The organism is Bradyrhizobium arachidis (assembly GCF_015291705.1).
GTDB classification, from domain to species: domain Bacteria; phylum Pseudomonadota; class Alphaproteobacteria; order Rhizobiales; family Xanthobacteraceae; genus Bradyrhizobium; species Bradyrhizobium arachidis.
In genome coordinates this window covers 714043-728263 of record NZ_CP030050.1, presented here as the reverse complement: position 1 = coordinate 728263, position 14221 = coordinate 714043, and the positions used below count along the sequence as shown (strand labels likewise).

Sequence of the window (14221 nt, the reverse complement as noted above, 5' to 3'; positions counted from 1 at the left end):
GGATGGACGCAACCACGCTGCTGACGACACGTTCGATGACGGTCTCCGAGTTTCGCTGCGATGCGGGACCGGACGACACGCCATTTGCGGAATGCCGCACCGGCCATTCCATCGGCTATGTCCGCTCCGGCAGCTTCGGTTGCCATTGCCGCGCCGGCTTCTTCGAGCTGGTGGCGGGATCGATGCTGGTCGGCGCGCCCGGCGAGGAATACACCTGCACGCATGAGCATGTCTCGGGCGACGTCTGCCTCGGCTTCTCATTCAGCGAGGACCTGGTCGATGCCCTCGGCGGGCGGCGCGAGGTCTGGCAGGTCGGCGCGACGCCGCCGCTGCCCGAGCTGATGGTGCTGGGCGAGCTCGCCCAGACCGCAGCAGATGGCAACAGCGACTTGGGCCTCGACGAGATCGGCCAGATTCTTGCGGGCCGCTTTGTCGAGATCGTCTCCGGCAAGGCGCGCAAGCAGGCCACACCGACCGCACGCGACCGACGCCGCGCGGTCGAGGCTGCGCTGTGGATCGATGACAATTCGCATACTGAGGTCGATCTCGAACAGGCCGCAAAGCAGGCGGGCCTCAGCCCGTTCCATTTCCTGCGGCTGTTCTCCGCCGTGCTTGGCGTCACCCCGCATCAATATCTGGTGCGCTCGCGGCTGCGGCATGCGGGGCGCCGGCTTACTGAGGACGACATCGCCGTCACCGACATCGCCTATGACGTCGGCTTCGGCGACCTCTCCAACTTCGTCCGCACGTTTCATCGCGCGGCCGGCGTATCGCCGACCAAGTTCCGGCAGGCCTCGAAGGGAAAGCGCAAGATTCTCCAAGAGCAGCTCGCCCTCAACTGACTAGTTTCGTCTCCGGCGCGCGCCAGTTGCGGCGCGCTTTGCAAATGGAGACGACTATGTATGACCACATCGGATTGCGCGTTGCCGACCTCGACGCCGCCACGCGCTTCTACACCGCGGTGCTGGCGCCGCTCGGCTATGGCCTGTGCTCCAGCGGCGACGGCTATGCCGGCTTCGGGCCGAAGGGCGAGCCCGCGCTGTGGCTGCACCAGAACAAGGGACGCAAGGCCGACGGCGCGCACATCGCGTTTCGCGCCGGGGATCACGACGCGGTCAAGACGTTTCACAGCGAGGGCCTGAAGAGCGGCGGCCGCGACAATGGCGGCGCCGGCCCGCGCAAGGATTACAGCCCGACCTATTACGCGGCGTTCTTGATCGATCCCGATGGCAACAATGTCGAGGCGGTTTGTGCGTGAGCGCTAGCCGCGCACGCGCTTTCGTAGGGTGGGCAAAGCGAAAGCGTGCCCACCAACCATCAATGGTGGGCACGGCGCTTCGCGCCTTTGCCCACCCTACGAACTCCATCTCATGAGAGAGACCATGGCCTCCATCCACAACGACATTCCCCTCTCCGCCTCCGCGAGCGACGTCTGGGACGCGGTGCGCGATTTCGGCGCGCTGCCTCAGCGGCTGGTGCCGGGCTTCGTCACCGCCTGCACGCTCGATGGCGAGGCGCGCATCGTCACCTTCGCCAACGGCTCCGTCGCGCGCGAGGTGCTGGTCGATTGTGACGATGCGCGGCAGCGGCTGGTGTATGCGATCGACAGCGAACGGCTGAAGCATTACAGCGCCTCGGTGCAGGTGATCGCCGAAGGCGACAAGAGCTGCCGCCTGGTCTGGATCATCGACATGCTGCCGAACGAGCTTGCGCCCTATGTGCAGGGGCAGACGAAGGAAGCCGTCGTCGCGATGCACAAGGCGTTTCCGCCCGCGGCCTGAACACGCTCTGTGACTTCAGGCACAGAGCCCTCTCTTCGGCGGCCGTAACCATGGCCGCGTGCGTCCGGTTGGCTCCGCTCTCCCGGCGGCGCCGCGCACGCGAGGAGCAGGCCATGAGAGGTGCGGACAAGGTGATCTGCCAGGCGGCCGCCGTGCTGCTGCTGTTTTCGATTTCGAGCGCGCCGGCAAAGGCGCAGTTCCTCGGCGGCGGCGCTGCCGGCGGCGAGGACATGATGACCCAGATGGCGCCGATGCTGGAGATGATGAAGGCGAAGATGGGCAAGCGCCGCTTCGCCATGCTGATGCGGACCATGGGCCCGATGATGAGCCGCATGATGGAGAATGGCGGCGGCGGGTTTGGTGGTGGTCTTGGCGGCCTCGCCGGCGGCAATCTCGGCGGGGGGTTCGGCGCGCCCAATTACGGCGGCTACATGCCGATGGGCGGCGGCACCATGCCGGCCGGATTCGGCGGCATGGGCGGCGGCGATATCATGGGCATGCTCGGCGGCGCCGGCGGCGGTGACATGATGGCGATGATCCCGCAATTGATGCGGCTCGCCAATGCCGGCGGTGGCGGCCATCGCCGCCACAAACATCGCTAGATCGCACGCGCGCAGTACCGCCGCTTGGCAGCTCCGGAAAACGAAGCAACCATCCTTCGGGGCACGAAGGATGGTTGCACCGGGTCAGGGGGCGTGATGCGTCGGGGGCTATCAGACCCGGTCGTTGAGAAGGACGCCGGACAACGAAGCGTTTGCAGTCGCCGCGTCGCTCGATCCCGCACTGTAGGTCTGATCGTCGAGCGAGTTCTTCAGCGATTGGAGAAATTGTTGCAGCAGCTCCGTCGCCGACGTGCTGCTTGACGAACTATCCGTGCTGTTCCCGGTCGTCGTATCGCCTGATCCCGTCGCGCTGGACGAGGTCGAATCCGTGAGCGAGCTTGTCAGCGACTGAAGGAATTGCTGAAGCAAGTCCACCAGCGGATTGCCACTCGATGAACTATCCGTGTCGCTGACGGAAGAGCCGTCCGACGGCGGCGGTCCGGGAGGCGGTCCGCCTGCGCCACCCGGCCCGCCGGGGCCTTGCGAGAACGCCGCCTTGAAGATGCCTTGCAGCTCGGTGGCCTGCTGATCGGTCAGCTTACCGCTCGAAACCTCCTGCTGGATGAGATCATCGATCTTCGAACCGAACGCGCCGGGCGACAGCCGGCTGCCGCTGGACTGATCGCCGGTCGTGCTCGATTGCAAGGCGGAATCGATATCGCCGAGCGCGGACGACAGCGCCGTTTGATCGGTCGAACTGATCGCGCCGGAACTGACTTCCGTTTGCAGCTCGTCTTGCAGCCGCTGCAATGGCGATGCGTGGTGATGGTGGGCGGAGAGCGACGAAATCGAGGTCATGTGGGCTTCCGTGCTTCTGGTGGACTCGCGGCGAAATTGTTCGCAGGAGCTGGCGCGGAGCCTTCGCAAGGCGTAGCCGTCGTTACCCGGTATTGCCAGGCGACGAATGGAAATATTCGGAAACAAAAATCCGGCTGACGCGCCTAATCCGCGGCCGACAGCGCCGGCCTGATCGCCGGCTTGCTGTCGCGCGGTCCCCAGCGCGTCAGCACCACGCTGGAGCATGACAGCAGGCCGAGCAGGACCATCGAGCTTGCGGCCAGCCAGAAGAAGCTCTGCGCGGTCGCCTCATGCGTCGACAGCCACCAGCCGGCGGCCGAGATGTAGATCAGCCGCGCGGTCTGCGCCAGCACCGGACCGATCACCTTCGCCGCCCCTTGCGAGGAGAAATACATCGTCGTGGCAAGGCCGAAGAAGGCGTAGAACGGCCCGACCGTCGAGAGATATTGATGGCTCGCCGCGCGCACGGCCGCGCTGTCAGTGAAGATGTTGACCCAGAGATCGGGGAATATCGCAACGAGACATGCCGGCGTCCCGACCGCCACGAAGGCGGCGGCACTGGCGATCCAGGCGATGCGCCGGGCCCGCACGATACGGCCCGCGCCGATCGCCATGCCGACCATCGGCACGCAAGCGATGCCGAACGAGAACGCGATCGAGGTCAGCAGAAATTCCAGCCGCGCGCCGATGCCGTAGCCGGCAAGGATCGCCGTGCCAAATTTCGCCAGCATGTGGGTGAAGATCGAGATCGTCAGCACCGATTGCAGCGGCGAGAAGCAGGCGATGGCGCCGACCTTCAGAATGTCGAAGAACATCGCCCATTGGATGCGAAGCCCGCGCAGCTTCGGTGCGATCCGCGCGCGGCCGGAGAACAGGTACCAGCCCATGATGCAGATGTTCATGGTGTAGGCGATCAGCGCGCCGGCCGCGACGCCGCGCATGCCGAGCTGCGGCACAGGGCCGAGCCCGAGGCCGAGCGTACCGCCGAGCACGATCTGCCAGGCCGCGGAGTTGAGGATGAGGAACGACGGCAGCTTCATGTTGCCGGTGCCGCGCAAAACGCCGGCCATGGTGTTGAGCAGCCAGGGCAGCACCGCGCCGCCGAAAAAAACCTGCGTGTAGGCGATCGCGTGCGTCAGCACATCGCCGCGGCCGCCGAGCATTTCGAGCACCCTGGGCCCGAAGATCAGCATGCCCAGCATGAAGACGAGGCCGAAGCTGATGCCGATCAGCATCGCATGCATGGCGAGCGTGCCGGCACGCTCGCGATCGCCGGCGCCGAGCGCGCGTGCGATGGCGGAAGCCACCGCGCCGCCCATGGCGCCGCCGGACATCGTCATGGTCAGGATCACTGTCGGAAACACCAGCGCCATCGCAGCCAGCGCCTCGACGCCGAGCCGGCCGATATAGGAGGTCTCCGCGATCACCGTGCAGGTGCCGGCCGACAGCGCGATCACGTTCGGCCAGGCGAGAGAGAGCAGCGTGCGCAGGATCGGCCCGTCGGTCAGCGCGCTCTTCACGGGAGGCGGAGGCGGTGGCAGCGGGCGCTCTTGCTCATCGACCGGGATTTCGGCGATGTCGGACATGTCCTCTCCCGGGCGCAGGCGCCATTTGCGGCGCGGCAATGAACAGGTGTGCCAATCAATGTCTTCGCGCGGAAGGCGCTGCGGTGGTTGTTAGCACGGCCATTGCCGATTCCTCCTGCGTCAGGTGCAGGCGTGCCCTGCGGCATCGCATTCCAGCCCGTGGAATTGCGGCTCCTCTCCCTCTCTTCTCCCTCTCCCCGTTCTTACGGGGAGAGGGTCGGGGTGAGGGGCCCATCCGCAAGGAAGGTGACAGCTAGACTCGCGGAGAGTCCCCCTCACCCGCCGCGCTACGCGCGTCGGCCTCTCCCCGCGCGCGGGGAGAGGCGAAGTTCGCGGCGACAGTATCGCCTATCCAATTGTCCAGACCAGCGGCGGACGTCCACCGGCGGCGGCTCGCGTCTGTACACCGATATGCCGGCCGCATCCCGCGGCGAGGCCCTCGAACAATCCTTCGAGCACCTTGGCGCAGGTCCGGTGATAATCGGCGACATCGTCCATCAGCTTCCAGCTCTGCTGGCGGATTTCGAAGCTGCCTTCGGATTGTGTGGTCTCTGTCGCATCATCCTGCGCGGCGAACAGCGCGTTCAGAAACGATGCGAAATCGCCCGCGCCACCGCGGCGCATCGACAGCGCAGCCGCGACCTCATCGAAATACTGCATGCCGATCAGCTTGCCCGTGAGATGCAGGAGATAGCCGGCATCCTCCGGCCCGAACAGCTGCACCATCACGGGAGCTGCGGTGCGCACATATTCCATCGCGTAGTTGCGATAGGCTTTTTCAAGCCGCGGCTTTGGCCAACTCGCGACAGGGAGCTCGGGCGCTGTCTTGGCATCGAACAACGGTGCCTCCAGATGCCGCGCGAAGACGAGGCGCTGGTCCAGCTCGAGGGGATGGTCGTATTGATGATAGTAGCCTTCGAGTCCGTCCTGGCCATCGACGCTCTGCTTGGTGCAGACGAAGCCGAGCCTGATATCGCCGAGCGCGACGCCGTTGTTGGCGTGCCAGCCGCGCAGCATCGCGCGGCTCACCTCGCCCGGCACGCCGCAGATCGCGGTGCCCTTCCAGATCCAGCGCGGCGGCGGATAGCGGATCCAGGCCTTGGTGTCGCTCTCGTACATGTATTCGACATGCACGCCGCCGATCCAGTTGGAGAGGTAGTGATATTGCGCGGCGGCCACTGCCGGCGGCAGATGATCGATCCCGAGCTTCTTGAGCCCGGGCAGGAAGCGCTCCTGCTGCTGGCGACGGAACACGCGGAAGACAAACTCCGCCGCATCCGCCGTGCCGCGTCGCGTGACGACCGTGAGGATGAGACCGGTGAAATAGGCGTGATAGAGGTCTGCGACCGCGCGCCAGCGCTTCCATTGTGCTGCTTGGGCGGCATCTACTGCTGCGGTCATGTTCACTCCCGATCGTGGTTTTGATCGAGTGTGTCACTGCGACTGGTAGCAGGCAACCTGACGCTTATGCAGGACGCCCTGCGCGGCGGCCCGTCAATTCCGCATCACGAATTTTGTGCAAGCCTCGCGGCGCGCTCTCGCTCGACGCGCTCGGTGACGTCGCGTGCCATCGCCACCGATCCCTGCACCGCGCCGCCGGTATCCCGCACCAGCGCGAAGGTCATCTCGATGTAAAGCTTGCGCCCGCTCTTGTGCAGCGCGCGGGTCAGCGTCGGCTTGCCCGCAAGCTTCATCGTCCCGCTCGCGAGCGCAGCCTCAAAACCCTTCCAGTGCGCGGCGCGCAGATGCTCGGGAATGATGAGGTCGAGGTTCTGGCCGAGCGCCTCATTGGCGCTGAAGCCGAACAGCGCGGTCGAAGCGCGATTCCAGCGCGTGATCGTACCGGAGCGATCGGAATAGATCAGCGCGTCCGCGGCGTCGTTGAGGATTCTTGCGTCGAGCTCGGATTGATCGGTCATGGTGAGACCTCGCATGTCGCTGGATTTCGTTGCGCATCCTGCCACACATTCGGTGTCATCGCCCGACTTGATGGGGCGATCCAGTACTCCGAGGCGGACGTGATCAAATCGAGAGGCCGCGGCGTACTGGATGCCCCGGTCAAGCCGGGGCATGACAGCGGAGTGTGCTGCTACACCCGAAAATGCTTGCTCAGCTTCAGTCCTTGCGCCTGGTAGTTGGAACCGATGCGCTGGCCGTACATCGCGTCGGGGCGCGCCAGCATCTTCTCGTAGACGAGACGACCGACGATCTGGCCGTGCTCGAGGATGAACGGCACCTCGCGCGATCGCACTTCCAGCACGGCGCGTGCGCCCTGCCCGCCAGCGCCGGCATAGCCGAAGCCGGGATCGAAGAAGCCGGCATAGTGCACGCGGAATTCGCCGACCAGCGGATCGAACGGCACCATCTCCGCGGCGTAATCCGGCGGCACCTGCACCGCTTCCTTGGAGGCGAGGATGTAGAACTCGCCGGGGTCGAGGATCAGGCTACCATCAGGACGGGCCGAGATCGGCTCCCAGAAATCTTCCACCGCATAGCCGGCGCGGCGATCGACATCGACGACGCCGGTGTGGCGCTTGGCACGATAGCCGACGAAGCCGTTGGCCTTCTCGCCAGAGAGATCGACCGAGACGGCGACGCCGCCGGAGAGATCGGCATCGTCGATGTCGACGAGGCGCTCGGCAGCATGCAAGCCGTCGAGCTCGTCGGCATTGAGGATGGCGTCACCTGTGCGGAAGCGCACCTGCGACAGGCGCGAGCCCTCGCGCACCAGCACCGGAAACGTCTTCGGGCTGATCTCGGCATAAAGCGGGCCGTGATAGCCGGCGCCGATCATGTCGAAGCGGCGGGTGCCGTCAGCGATGACGCGGGTGAAGACGTCGAGCCGGCCGGTCGAGCTCTTGGGGTTCGCGGCCGCGACGATCTCCGGCGGCAGCGCCAGGCTCTCGAGCAGCGGCACGATGTAGACGCAGTTGGTCTCCAGCACCGCACCGTCGGCGAGGCTGAACTCATGCAGCTTCAATTCGTCGATGCGCTCGGCGACGGTGGCGCCGGGGCCTGGCAGGAAGCTGGCGCGGACGCGATAGGCGATGTCCCCGAGGCGCAGATCGAGGCTTGCCGGCTGGATCTGGCTTTCGACGAAATCGTATTCGGGCAGGATGAGGCCTGCTTCCGCCATCGCCGCGATCATGCGGTCGGGCAGGATACCATTGGCGTCGGCGGCAACCGTAAAGCTCAACCGGGGGTCCTCATCAGGGGGCAAACGCATCCGGACATGCCGGAAATACTAGCCTTTTACGGCTATCCGATGGACGCCTTGACGGAAAGGGCATTGCGGAATATGAGCAACACTTATCCCGTGGTGATTTGAGCCGGCCGGCTTGCAGCCACGTTAAATAAGTCGCTAAACAGGCCGGGGACCTCTGTGATCCCGGCCCGTGGAGATATCCAGGCCGGTTTTTTTGTGACCGTTTTCGACGAGACGGTCATATCGGAGGGTCCTATGTCGAAGTCGCCTGCCAACTACCGTCCCGAAACCCGCCTGGTCCATTCCGGCACCCTGCGCTCGCAATATGGCGAGACGTCGGAGGCGCTGTTTTTGACGCAAGGCTACGTCTACAACAGCGCCGAGGAGTGCGAGGCGCGGTTCAAGGGCGAGGACCCCGGCTTCATCTATTCGCGCTACTCCAACCCGACGATCGCGATGTTCGAGCGCCGCATGATCGAGCTCGAAGGCGCCGAAGCCGCCCGCTCGGCGGCAACCGGCATGGCCGCGGTGACCACGGCGATCCTGGCGCCGCTGAAGGCCGGCGATCACGTGGTGGCCTCCCGCGCCCTGTTCGGCTCGTGTCTCTACGTCATCCAGGACCTCTTGCCGCGCTACGGCATCGAGACCACGCTGGTCGACGGAGCCAATCTCGACGAGTGGCAGCGGGCCGTAAGGCCCAACACCAAGACGTTCTTCCTGGAGAGTCCGACCAACCCGACGCTAGACGTGCTCGACATTCCCGGCATCGCTGAGATCGCGCACAAGGGCGGCGCGCGGCTCGTCGTCGACAACGTGTTCGCGACGCCGATCTGGCAGAGCCCACTCGCGCTGGGCGCCGACGTCGTCGTCTACTCCGCGACCAAGCACATCGACGGCCAGGGCCGCTGCCTTGGCGGCATCATCCTGTCGTCGGAAGCCTTCATCGCCGAGCACATCCACAATTTCATGCGCCAGACCGGCCCGTCGATCTCGCCCTTCAACGCGTGGGTTCTCCTGAAGGGCCTGGAGACGCTCGGCGTGCGCGTGCGCGCGCAGACCGATACGGCTGCGCGGATCGCAGAGGCACTGGCGAGCCATCCGAAGATTTCGCGGCTGGTCTATCCCGGTCGCGCCGATCATCCGCAGGCGGCGCTGGTGAAGAAGCAGATGCGCGGCGGCTCGACGCTGGTCGGCTTCGAGGTCAAGGGCGGCAAGGCGGCGGCGTTCCGCGTGCTCAACGAGCTCAAGCTTGCGAAGATCTCGAACAATCTCGGCGATGCCAAGAGCCTCGTCACGCATCCGGCGACCACGACGCATCAGCGCCTGAAGCCGGAAGACCGTGCCGCGCTCGGCATCAGCGAGGGATTCATCCGTTTCTCCGCAGGCCTCGAGCATGCGGACGATCTGATCGAGGATCTGACGGCGGCGCTGGAGAAGGCGTGACGGGCGAATGGCGAATAGTGAGTGGCGAATAGATCTCTATTCGCTACTCGCCATTCCCTATTCGCTTCTACATCGGCCGATACGTCCGCACGTCAGCGGGCACGTTCACGCCGATCTTGATCTGGCCGACCGAGCGGATGATGTCGTCGCCGAGCAGCTGGGCGAAGCAGGCGTAGCCCCAATCGTTCATGTGCAGGCCGTCGGCGATCACGAAGCTCTCGACAGGGATCGACTGCTTCTCGTGCCAGTCGCGCATCACCTCGAAGCGCGGGAAGATGCCGACGTGACGGAGCTCGGCGACCTTGCCGAGCAGCTTCACCATCTTGCCGGCGCTCTCGGCGCGCTGGTTCACGGCCGGCGAATATTGCGGATCGACCAGCACGATGTCGGCGCCGCCGGCGGCCTGGATGCGGCCGATGCCATCCTCGACCATCTTGGCGGTGTCGCCGGGATCGAGGTTGCGCAGCACGGCGTTGGTGCCGACCTGCCAGATCACCAGATCCGGATGCACGTCGATCACCTCCTTCTGGAGGCGCTTCATCATCTCGGGCGCGTCCTCGCCGCCGACGCCGGCATTGACGACCGTGATGTGCGCGGTCGGATATTGCCGGCGCAGCTGCGCGGCGAGACGGTTCGGATAGTTGAACTCCGGGGAGCTCGCACCAAATCCCGCGGTCGACGACGAGCCGAACGCGACGATGACGACGGGCTGGCCGGCGACGAGCTTGCTTGCGACATGCGGCAGCGAGCCCATCGCCTTCGAGCCGCCCTTGTTCGCGTCCTTGGGCGGCAGGCAAGGCACGCGGCTAAGGATGTCGCCGGCGGATTTCGCCACCTGCTTCACCTTGTCGATGGCACGCGATGTGATGCCGCGCTGCTCGGGTGACGTCGCGGCGACGGTGGTCTGGGCGGGCGATGCGGAATTAGCCGATGGCGCGGGCGCGGGTGTCGCCTGCGCGGCTTGCGCCTGCGCGCGCGACTGCGAGGCCGGCGTCAGCAACAGCAGCGCTGCCGCTGCGGGCACAGCCAGCGATGCCGTCAGGCAAAAAGGGCGGAAGGTACTCATTAACGCTAGTCCTCAATTCTGCTGCTGGGCCGGCCCCAGATGGGCAGCGTCGATCACGAACTGTGCCAACGCCCGGCCCAGGCAATCATGGACCTGTTTCGCCAGCTCTGGCCCGCGGGACGGGCTGAACAGGTCGAACTGCCCCTGATCATTCCACTGCCGCATGATTGCGAAACGATCGAACAGCGGGACGTCATGCTCCTGCGCCACCACCCGCATGTTGTCGAGATATGGCGGCACCGAGATCATGGTTTCGGTACGCGGGCTGTACTGCAAATTCATCAAGACGACGTCAGCCCCTGCATTTTGCAGCGCGGCAACCCCTGAGGTCACAGCGCCGCGGAAATCGTCGGGATCGATGGCTCGGATAGCATCCACGGTCCCGGTCTGCCAGATGACCAAAGTAGGCCTTTTTGCTTCCATCAGCTTAACGAAGGTCCCGGCCGCCTCCTCGGCCGTCTTCTTGCTCTGTATTTCTACGGAGACGTGCACGACCTCTGGCGGCGGCAACTTGTCCTTCAAAATGACCTGCATCCGCGCGGGATAGGAGCTGTCCTCCGAGGCCGGAATCCTGGTCGAACCGCTGCCGATGACGAGGATTTCGAGCGGTTTGCCCGCCTTAACCGCATCGGCGACCCTGGGAAGCTGGCTCTCGCTGGTGAGCAGATAGGACGGCAATTCGCAGGCTGCCGGCGCGGCAGCAGACGCAGCATCGCCCGCGCGCGCCTGGGGCGCGGCGAGACTACCGCATAGCAGGACCAGGCTCAGGAGAACCTTCGCCTTCATCAGCCCCCTCCCGCCAGATCGGCGTTGCCGACGGCGTTTTTGGTTTTCGCACCGCTCTTGTCAGCCACGCGCTTGTACCACGAAATGACAGAGGCCACGCCCCACATGATCAGGATTCCGCAGAGACTAATCAGCGCATGCATGACCGCGCCGCCGGAGACTTCGGCCAGGACGAAATGGCCGGCAAAGGCGAGGAAGACGCCGAGGCAGAAGATCTCGAGCGAGTGCTGGCCGCACAGGATCAGCGGGCGCAGCCAGGGCGATTTCAGGCCCGGCCATTCCCGCGGCAGGAAGCGCACGGTGAGCGCGGCCAGCGCCAGGAAATGCGTGAAGCGCAGCACATCGAGGTCCGTCTTGTCGATCGGATACATCCACTGCTCGAGCCGCTTCGGCATCAAATGCGAAAGCTGCGGCACGTACCAGGTCAGCGTCACGTAGAACGCCGCAACGATATAGGCGATCGCGATCCACATCGTCACCGGCGAGGCCAGGATACGCGACATGCGCCGCGCACCTCCGAGCGCGCACCATGCGCCGAACACGAACAGCAATTGCCAGGCGAGCGGATTGAACGCCCAGAAGCCGTTCGGATAGGCGGAGAAGTAGAGATCGAATTCCCAGGTCACCGCATAGAGCACGGCCGAGAGCGCCAGCGTGACGTCGGGCTTCCACTTCATCGACCACAGGATCAGCGGCAACGCCAGCATCAGCACGATGTAGAGCGGCAGCACGTCCATGTTGACGGGGCGGAAGCGCAGCAGCAACGCCTGCACGATAGTGATGTCGGGCTGCTTGAGGAAATCCATGATCCCCATCTCTTCGGTGTAGAGCGGGTTCTCGAAGCTGGTCGCCACATAGGAGATCTCGGCGAGGAAGATCGTGAACAGGAAGACGTGGGCGACGTAGATCTGCCAGACGCGCCGCAGGATGCGCGCGGTGGCAATGACGAAGCCGCTCTCCAGCATCGCCCGGCCGTAGACGAAGGCGGCGGTGTAGCCGGAGATGAAGATGAATATCTCGGTGGCGTCGCTGAAGCCGTAATTGCGGATCGTGAACCAGGTCAGAAGGCTCGGCGGCAGATGGTCGATGAAGATCAGCCACAGCGCGAGGCCGCGGAACAGGTCGAGCCGGAGCTCGCGCTCGCCGATGGCGGGCAGCGAGATGGCCGAGGCGGCCACGCGCGGTTTTGCGGTTCCCGCGATCGATCCCGTCACTTGGTCGGCAATGGTCATCGGGGCCTAGACACCCTTGCGCAAGTCGCGACGCATGAAGGAGTTTACAGCTCCGGCCATTATCTCGCAAAGCGGCCGGATCACATTTGGGGGTCTACTTCCTCGCGAATTCTGGCGGGACGATGTCGTGAAAACCGCCTCGGGCGTTTGGTTCCGGAGCCGGATTTCGTTATGATGGCGGTCATGTACCGCGCCGTGACCCGCCAGATCGAAGTGACCGTCGAGCCGAACTTTGTTCCGGAGCAATCGTCGGCCGACCGCTCGCGCTTTTTCTGGTCCTACACCATCGTCATCACCAATTCCGGCGAGGAAACCGTGCAGCTCAAGACGCGGCACTGGATCATCACCGACGCCTCCGGCCGCCAGCAGGAGGTGAAGGGCGAGGGCGTGGTCGGCGAGCAGCCGATCCTCGCCCCCGGTGAGCGCTTCGAGTACACCTCGGGCGTGCCGCTCTCGACCGCCTCCGGTTTCATGACCGGCCGCTACCAGATGGTCAGCGAAAGCGGCGAGCGTTTCGAGATCGAGGTGCCGACGTTCTCGCTGGACAGCCCGGACAGCAAGCGGGTGTTGAACTAGGGCGGTGCCGTAGGGTGGGCAAAGCGAAGCGTGCCCACCAATCAACATCGCGAGTGCGGAGGCATGGTGGGCACGGCGCTTTGCGCCTTTGCCCACCCTACGGCACCGAGCACTTGACCGGCAGTACGCTTACGCGTCCTCGACGCCCGCCTCATCCGGCGTGAACTGATACACCGAGCTGCAGAACTCGCAGGTCACGACGACCTTGTCGTCCTTGACCATCGCGGCGCGATCGTCGGACGAAAAACTCTTCAGCATGGACGCAACCGCATCGCGCGAGCAGGAGCATTGCGCCTTGAGAGACAACGGCTTGAACACGCGCACGCCGCGCTCATGGAAGAGGCGATAGAGCAGCCGCTCGCCGGACAGCTCGGGATCGATCAGCTCGACATCCTCGACGGTCTCGATCAGCGAGCGCGCCTCGACCCAGGCGTCGTCCTCGGCAATGCTGTGCACTTCGGCGCCTTCGGGCGCATCGCCGGGATGCAAGTCGGCCTGCCGCGCGCGCTCTGGCGCTTTCGGCAGAAACTGCATCAGCATGCCGCCGGCGCGCCAGCGATGCTTGCCGCCGTCGCTACTGCGCCACTCCTCGCCGACCGCAAGGCGCACCTTGGTCGGGATCTGCTCGGAGCGCAGGAAGTATTCGTGGGCGGCATCTTCCAAACTTCCGCCGTCGAGCGCGACCAAGCCCTGGTAGCGGCTCATGTCGGGACCCTGGTCGATGGTCATGGCGAGATGGCCGCGGCCGAGCAGCGCGCCGGAATCCCTGGCATCACCAAGGCGCGCGGCATCGAAGCGCGCATAGGCGCGCAGGCGATCCGGCGCCTGGTAGTCGACCACCAGGAACGACACCGGACCGTCGGTCTGGGCCTGGAGGATGAAGCGGCCCTCGAATTTCAGCGCCGAGCCGAGCAGCGTCGTCAGCACGATGGCCTCGCCGAGCAGCTTGCCGACCGGCGCCGGATAATCGTGCTTGGTCAGGATCTCGTCGAGCGCGGGACCAAGCCGCACCAGGCGACCGCGCACGTCGAGCGCGTCGACCTCGTAGGGCAGCACAGCGTCATCGATCGGAACCGCTGATGGCGCGCGAACCGGGCCTTCAGGCCCGGTTTTCATGTCAGGGGATTGGAAAACCATGGCGCTTTA

General features: G+C 65.1%; 15 protein-coding genes and 1 riboswitch. Of the genes, 6 read left to right on the top strand and 9 right to left on the bottom strand.

Features of this window, described 5'->3' with window-relative positions; translation table 11 throughout:
• Window positions 1-2 precede the first annotated feature (2 nt).
• The 4 genes from WN72_RS03405 (at window position 3) to WN72_RS03390 (ending at window position 2383) form a co-directional block, all read left to right on the top strand.
• Window positions 3-842 carry a helix-turn-helix transcriptional regulator gene (locus tag WN72_RS03405; RefSeq protein WP_092219279.1) on the top strand — a complete coding sequence of 280 codons (840 nt, stop codon included), beginning with the start codon at window positions 3-5 and terminating at the stop codon, window positions 840-842.
• 56 nt (window positions 843-898) lie between these two features.
• Window positions 899-1258, top strand: a complete 360-nt coding sequence (locus tag WN72_RS03400) for a VOC family protein (RefSeq protein WP_167381101.1) — start codon at window positions 899-901, stop codon at window positions 1256-1258.
• A gap of 124 nt (window positions 1259-1382) precedes the next feature.
• Window positions 1383-1781, top strand: coding sequence for an SRPBCC family protein (locus tag WN72_RS03395; protein ID WP_092219283.1), 399 nt, complete (start codon window positions 1383-1385; stop codon window positions 1779-1781).
• A 113-nt stretch (window positions 1782-1894) separates the two neighbouring features.
• Complete coding sequence (locus WN72_RS03390; RefSeq protein WP_167381102.1) at window positions 1895-2383, top strand: hypothetical protein; 489 nt, start codon at window positions 1895-1897, stop codon at window positions 2381-2383.
• A gap of 111 nt (window positions 2384-2494) precedes the next feature.
• On the opposite strand, the gene WN72_RS03385 is transcribed toward WN72_RS03390, so the two are convergent.
• The 5 genes from WN72_RS03385 to WN72_RS03365 form a co-directional block, all read right to left on the bottom strand.
• Window positions 2495-3181, bottom strand: a complete 687-nt coding sequence (locus WN72_RS03385) for a hypothetical protein (RefSeq protein WP_092219287.1) — start codon at window positions 3179-3181, stop codon at window positions 2495-2497.
• 143 nt (window positions 3182-3324) lie between these two features.
• The gene (locus tag WN72_RS03380; RefSeq protein ID WP_092219328.1) at window positions 3325-4767 is read right to left on the bottom strand and encodes an MATE family efflux transporter; all 1443 of its coding nucleotides are present in this window, start codon (window positions 4765-4767) and stop codon (window positions 3325-3327) included.
• Between the two features lie 348 nt (window positions 4768-5115).
• A complete protein-coding gene (locus WN72_RS03375) occupies window positions 5116-6168 on the bottom strand; it encodes a hypothetical protein (RefSeq protein ID WP_092219289.1) in 1053 nt (350 codons plus the stop codon).
• Between the two features lie 104 nt (window positions 6169-6272).
• Window positions 6273-6686 carry a PAS domain-containing protein gene (locus WN72_RS03370; protein WP_092219291.1) on the bottom strand — a complete coding sequence of 138 codons (414 nt, stop codon included), beginning with the start codon at window positions 6684-6686 and terminating at the stop codon, window positions 6273-6275.
• Between the two features lie 170 nt (window positions 6687-6856).
• Window positions 6857-7993 (bottom strand): 2'-deoxycytidine 5'-triphosphate deaminase, encoded by a 1137-nt coding sequence (locus WN72_RS03365; RefSeq protein WP_092219293.1) that lies wholly within the window; start codon window positions 7991-7993, stop codon window positions 6857-6859.
• Between the two features lie 80 nt (window positions 7994-8073).
• Window positions 8074-8153: riboswitch (SAM riboswitch) on the top strand.
• 74 nt (window positions 8154-8227) lie between these two features.
• Here WN72_RS03365 and WN72_RS03360 point away from each other — a divergent pair.
• The gene (locus WN72_RS03360) at window positions 8228-9415 is read left to right on the top strand and encodes an O-succinylhomoserine sulfhydrylase (protein WP_027564812.1); all 1188 of its coding nucleotides are present in this window, start codon (window positions 8228-8230) and stop codon (window positions 9413-9415) included.
• Window positions 9416-9482: 67 nt separating this feature from the next.
• Here WN72_RS03360 and WN72_RS03355 read toward each other — a convergent pair whose 3' ends face one another.
• Genes WN72_RS03355 through WN72_RS03345 form a run of 3 tightly spaced genes read right to left on the bottom strand, consistent with a single transcriptional unit; the run spans window position 9483 to window position 12499 of the window.
• On the bottom strand, window positions 9483-10481 hold the full coding sequence (locus WN72_RS03355; RefSeq protein WP_092219295.1) for an SGNH/GDSL hydrolase family protein: 999 nt from the start codon (window positions 10479-10481) through the stop codon (window positions 9483-9485).
• Window positions 10482-10493: 12 nt separating this feature from the next.
• The gene (locus WN72_RS03350; protein ID WP_092219297.1) at window positions 10494-11267 is read right to left on the bottom strand and encodes an SGNH/GDSL hydrolase family protein; all 774 of its coding nucleotides are present in this window, start codon (window positions 11265-11267) and stop codon (window positions 10494-10496) included.
• Window positions 11267-12499, bottom strand: a complete 1233-nt coding sequence (locus WN72_RS03345) for an OpgC domain-containing protein (protein WP_092219299.1) — start codon at window positions 12497-12499, stop codon at window positions 11267-11269. Before WN72_RS03345 ends, WN72_RS03350 begins: the two co-directional genes overlap by 1 nt.
• Window positions 12500-12682: 183 nt before the next feature.
• Here WN72_RS03345 and apaG point away from each other — a divergent pair, with 183 nt between their 5' ends.
• Window positions 12683-13075 (top strand): Co2+/Mg2+ efflux protein ApaG, encoded by a 393-nt coding sequence (apaG, locus tag WN72_RS03340; RefSeq protein WP_027564816.1) that lies wholly within the window; start codon window positions 12683-12685, stop codon window positions 13073-13075.
• Between the two features lie 129 nt (window positions 13076-13204).
• Here apaG and WN72_RS03335 read toward each other — a convergent pair whose 3' ends face one another.
• On the bottom strand, window positions 13205-14212 hold the full coding sequence (locus WN72_RS03335) for an Hsp33 family molecular chaperone (RefSeq protein ID WP_092219303.1): 1008 nt from the start codon (window positions 14210-14212) through the stop codon (window positions 13205-13207).
• Window positions 14213-14221: the final 9 nt, after the last annotated feature.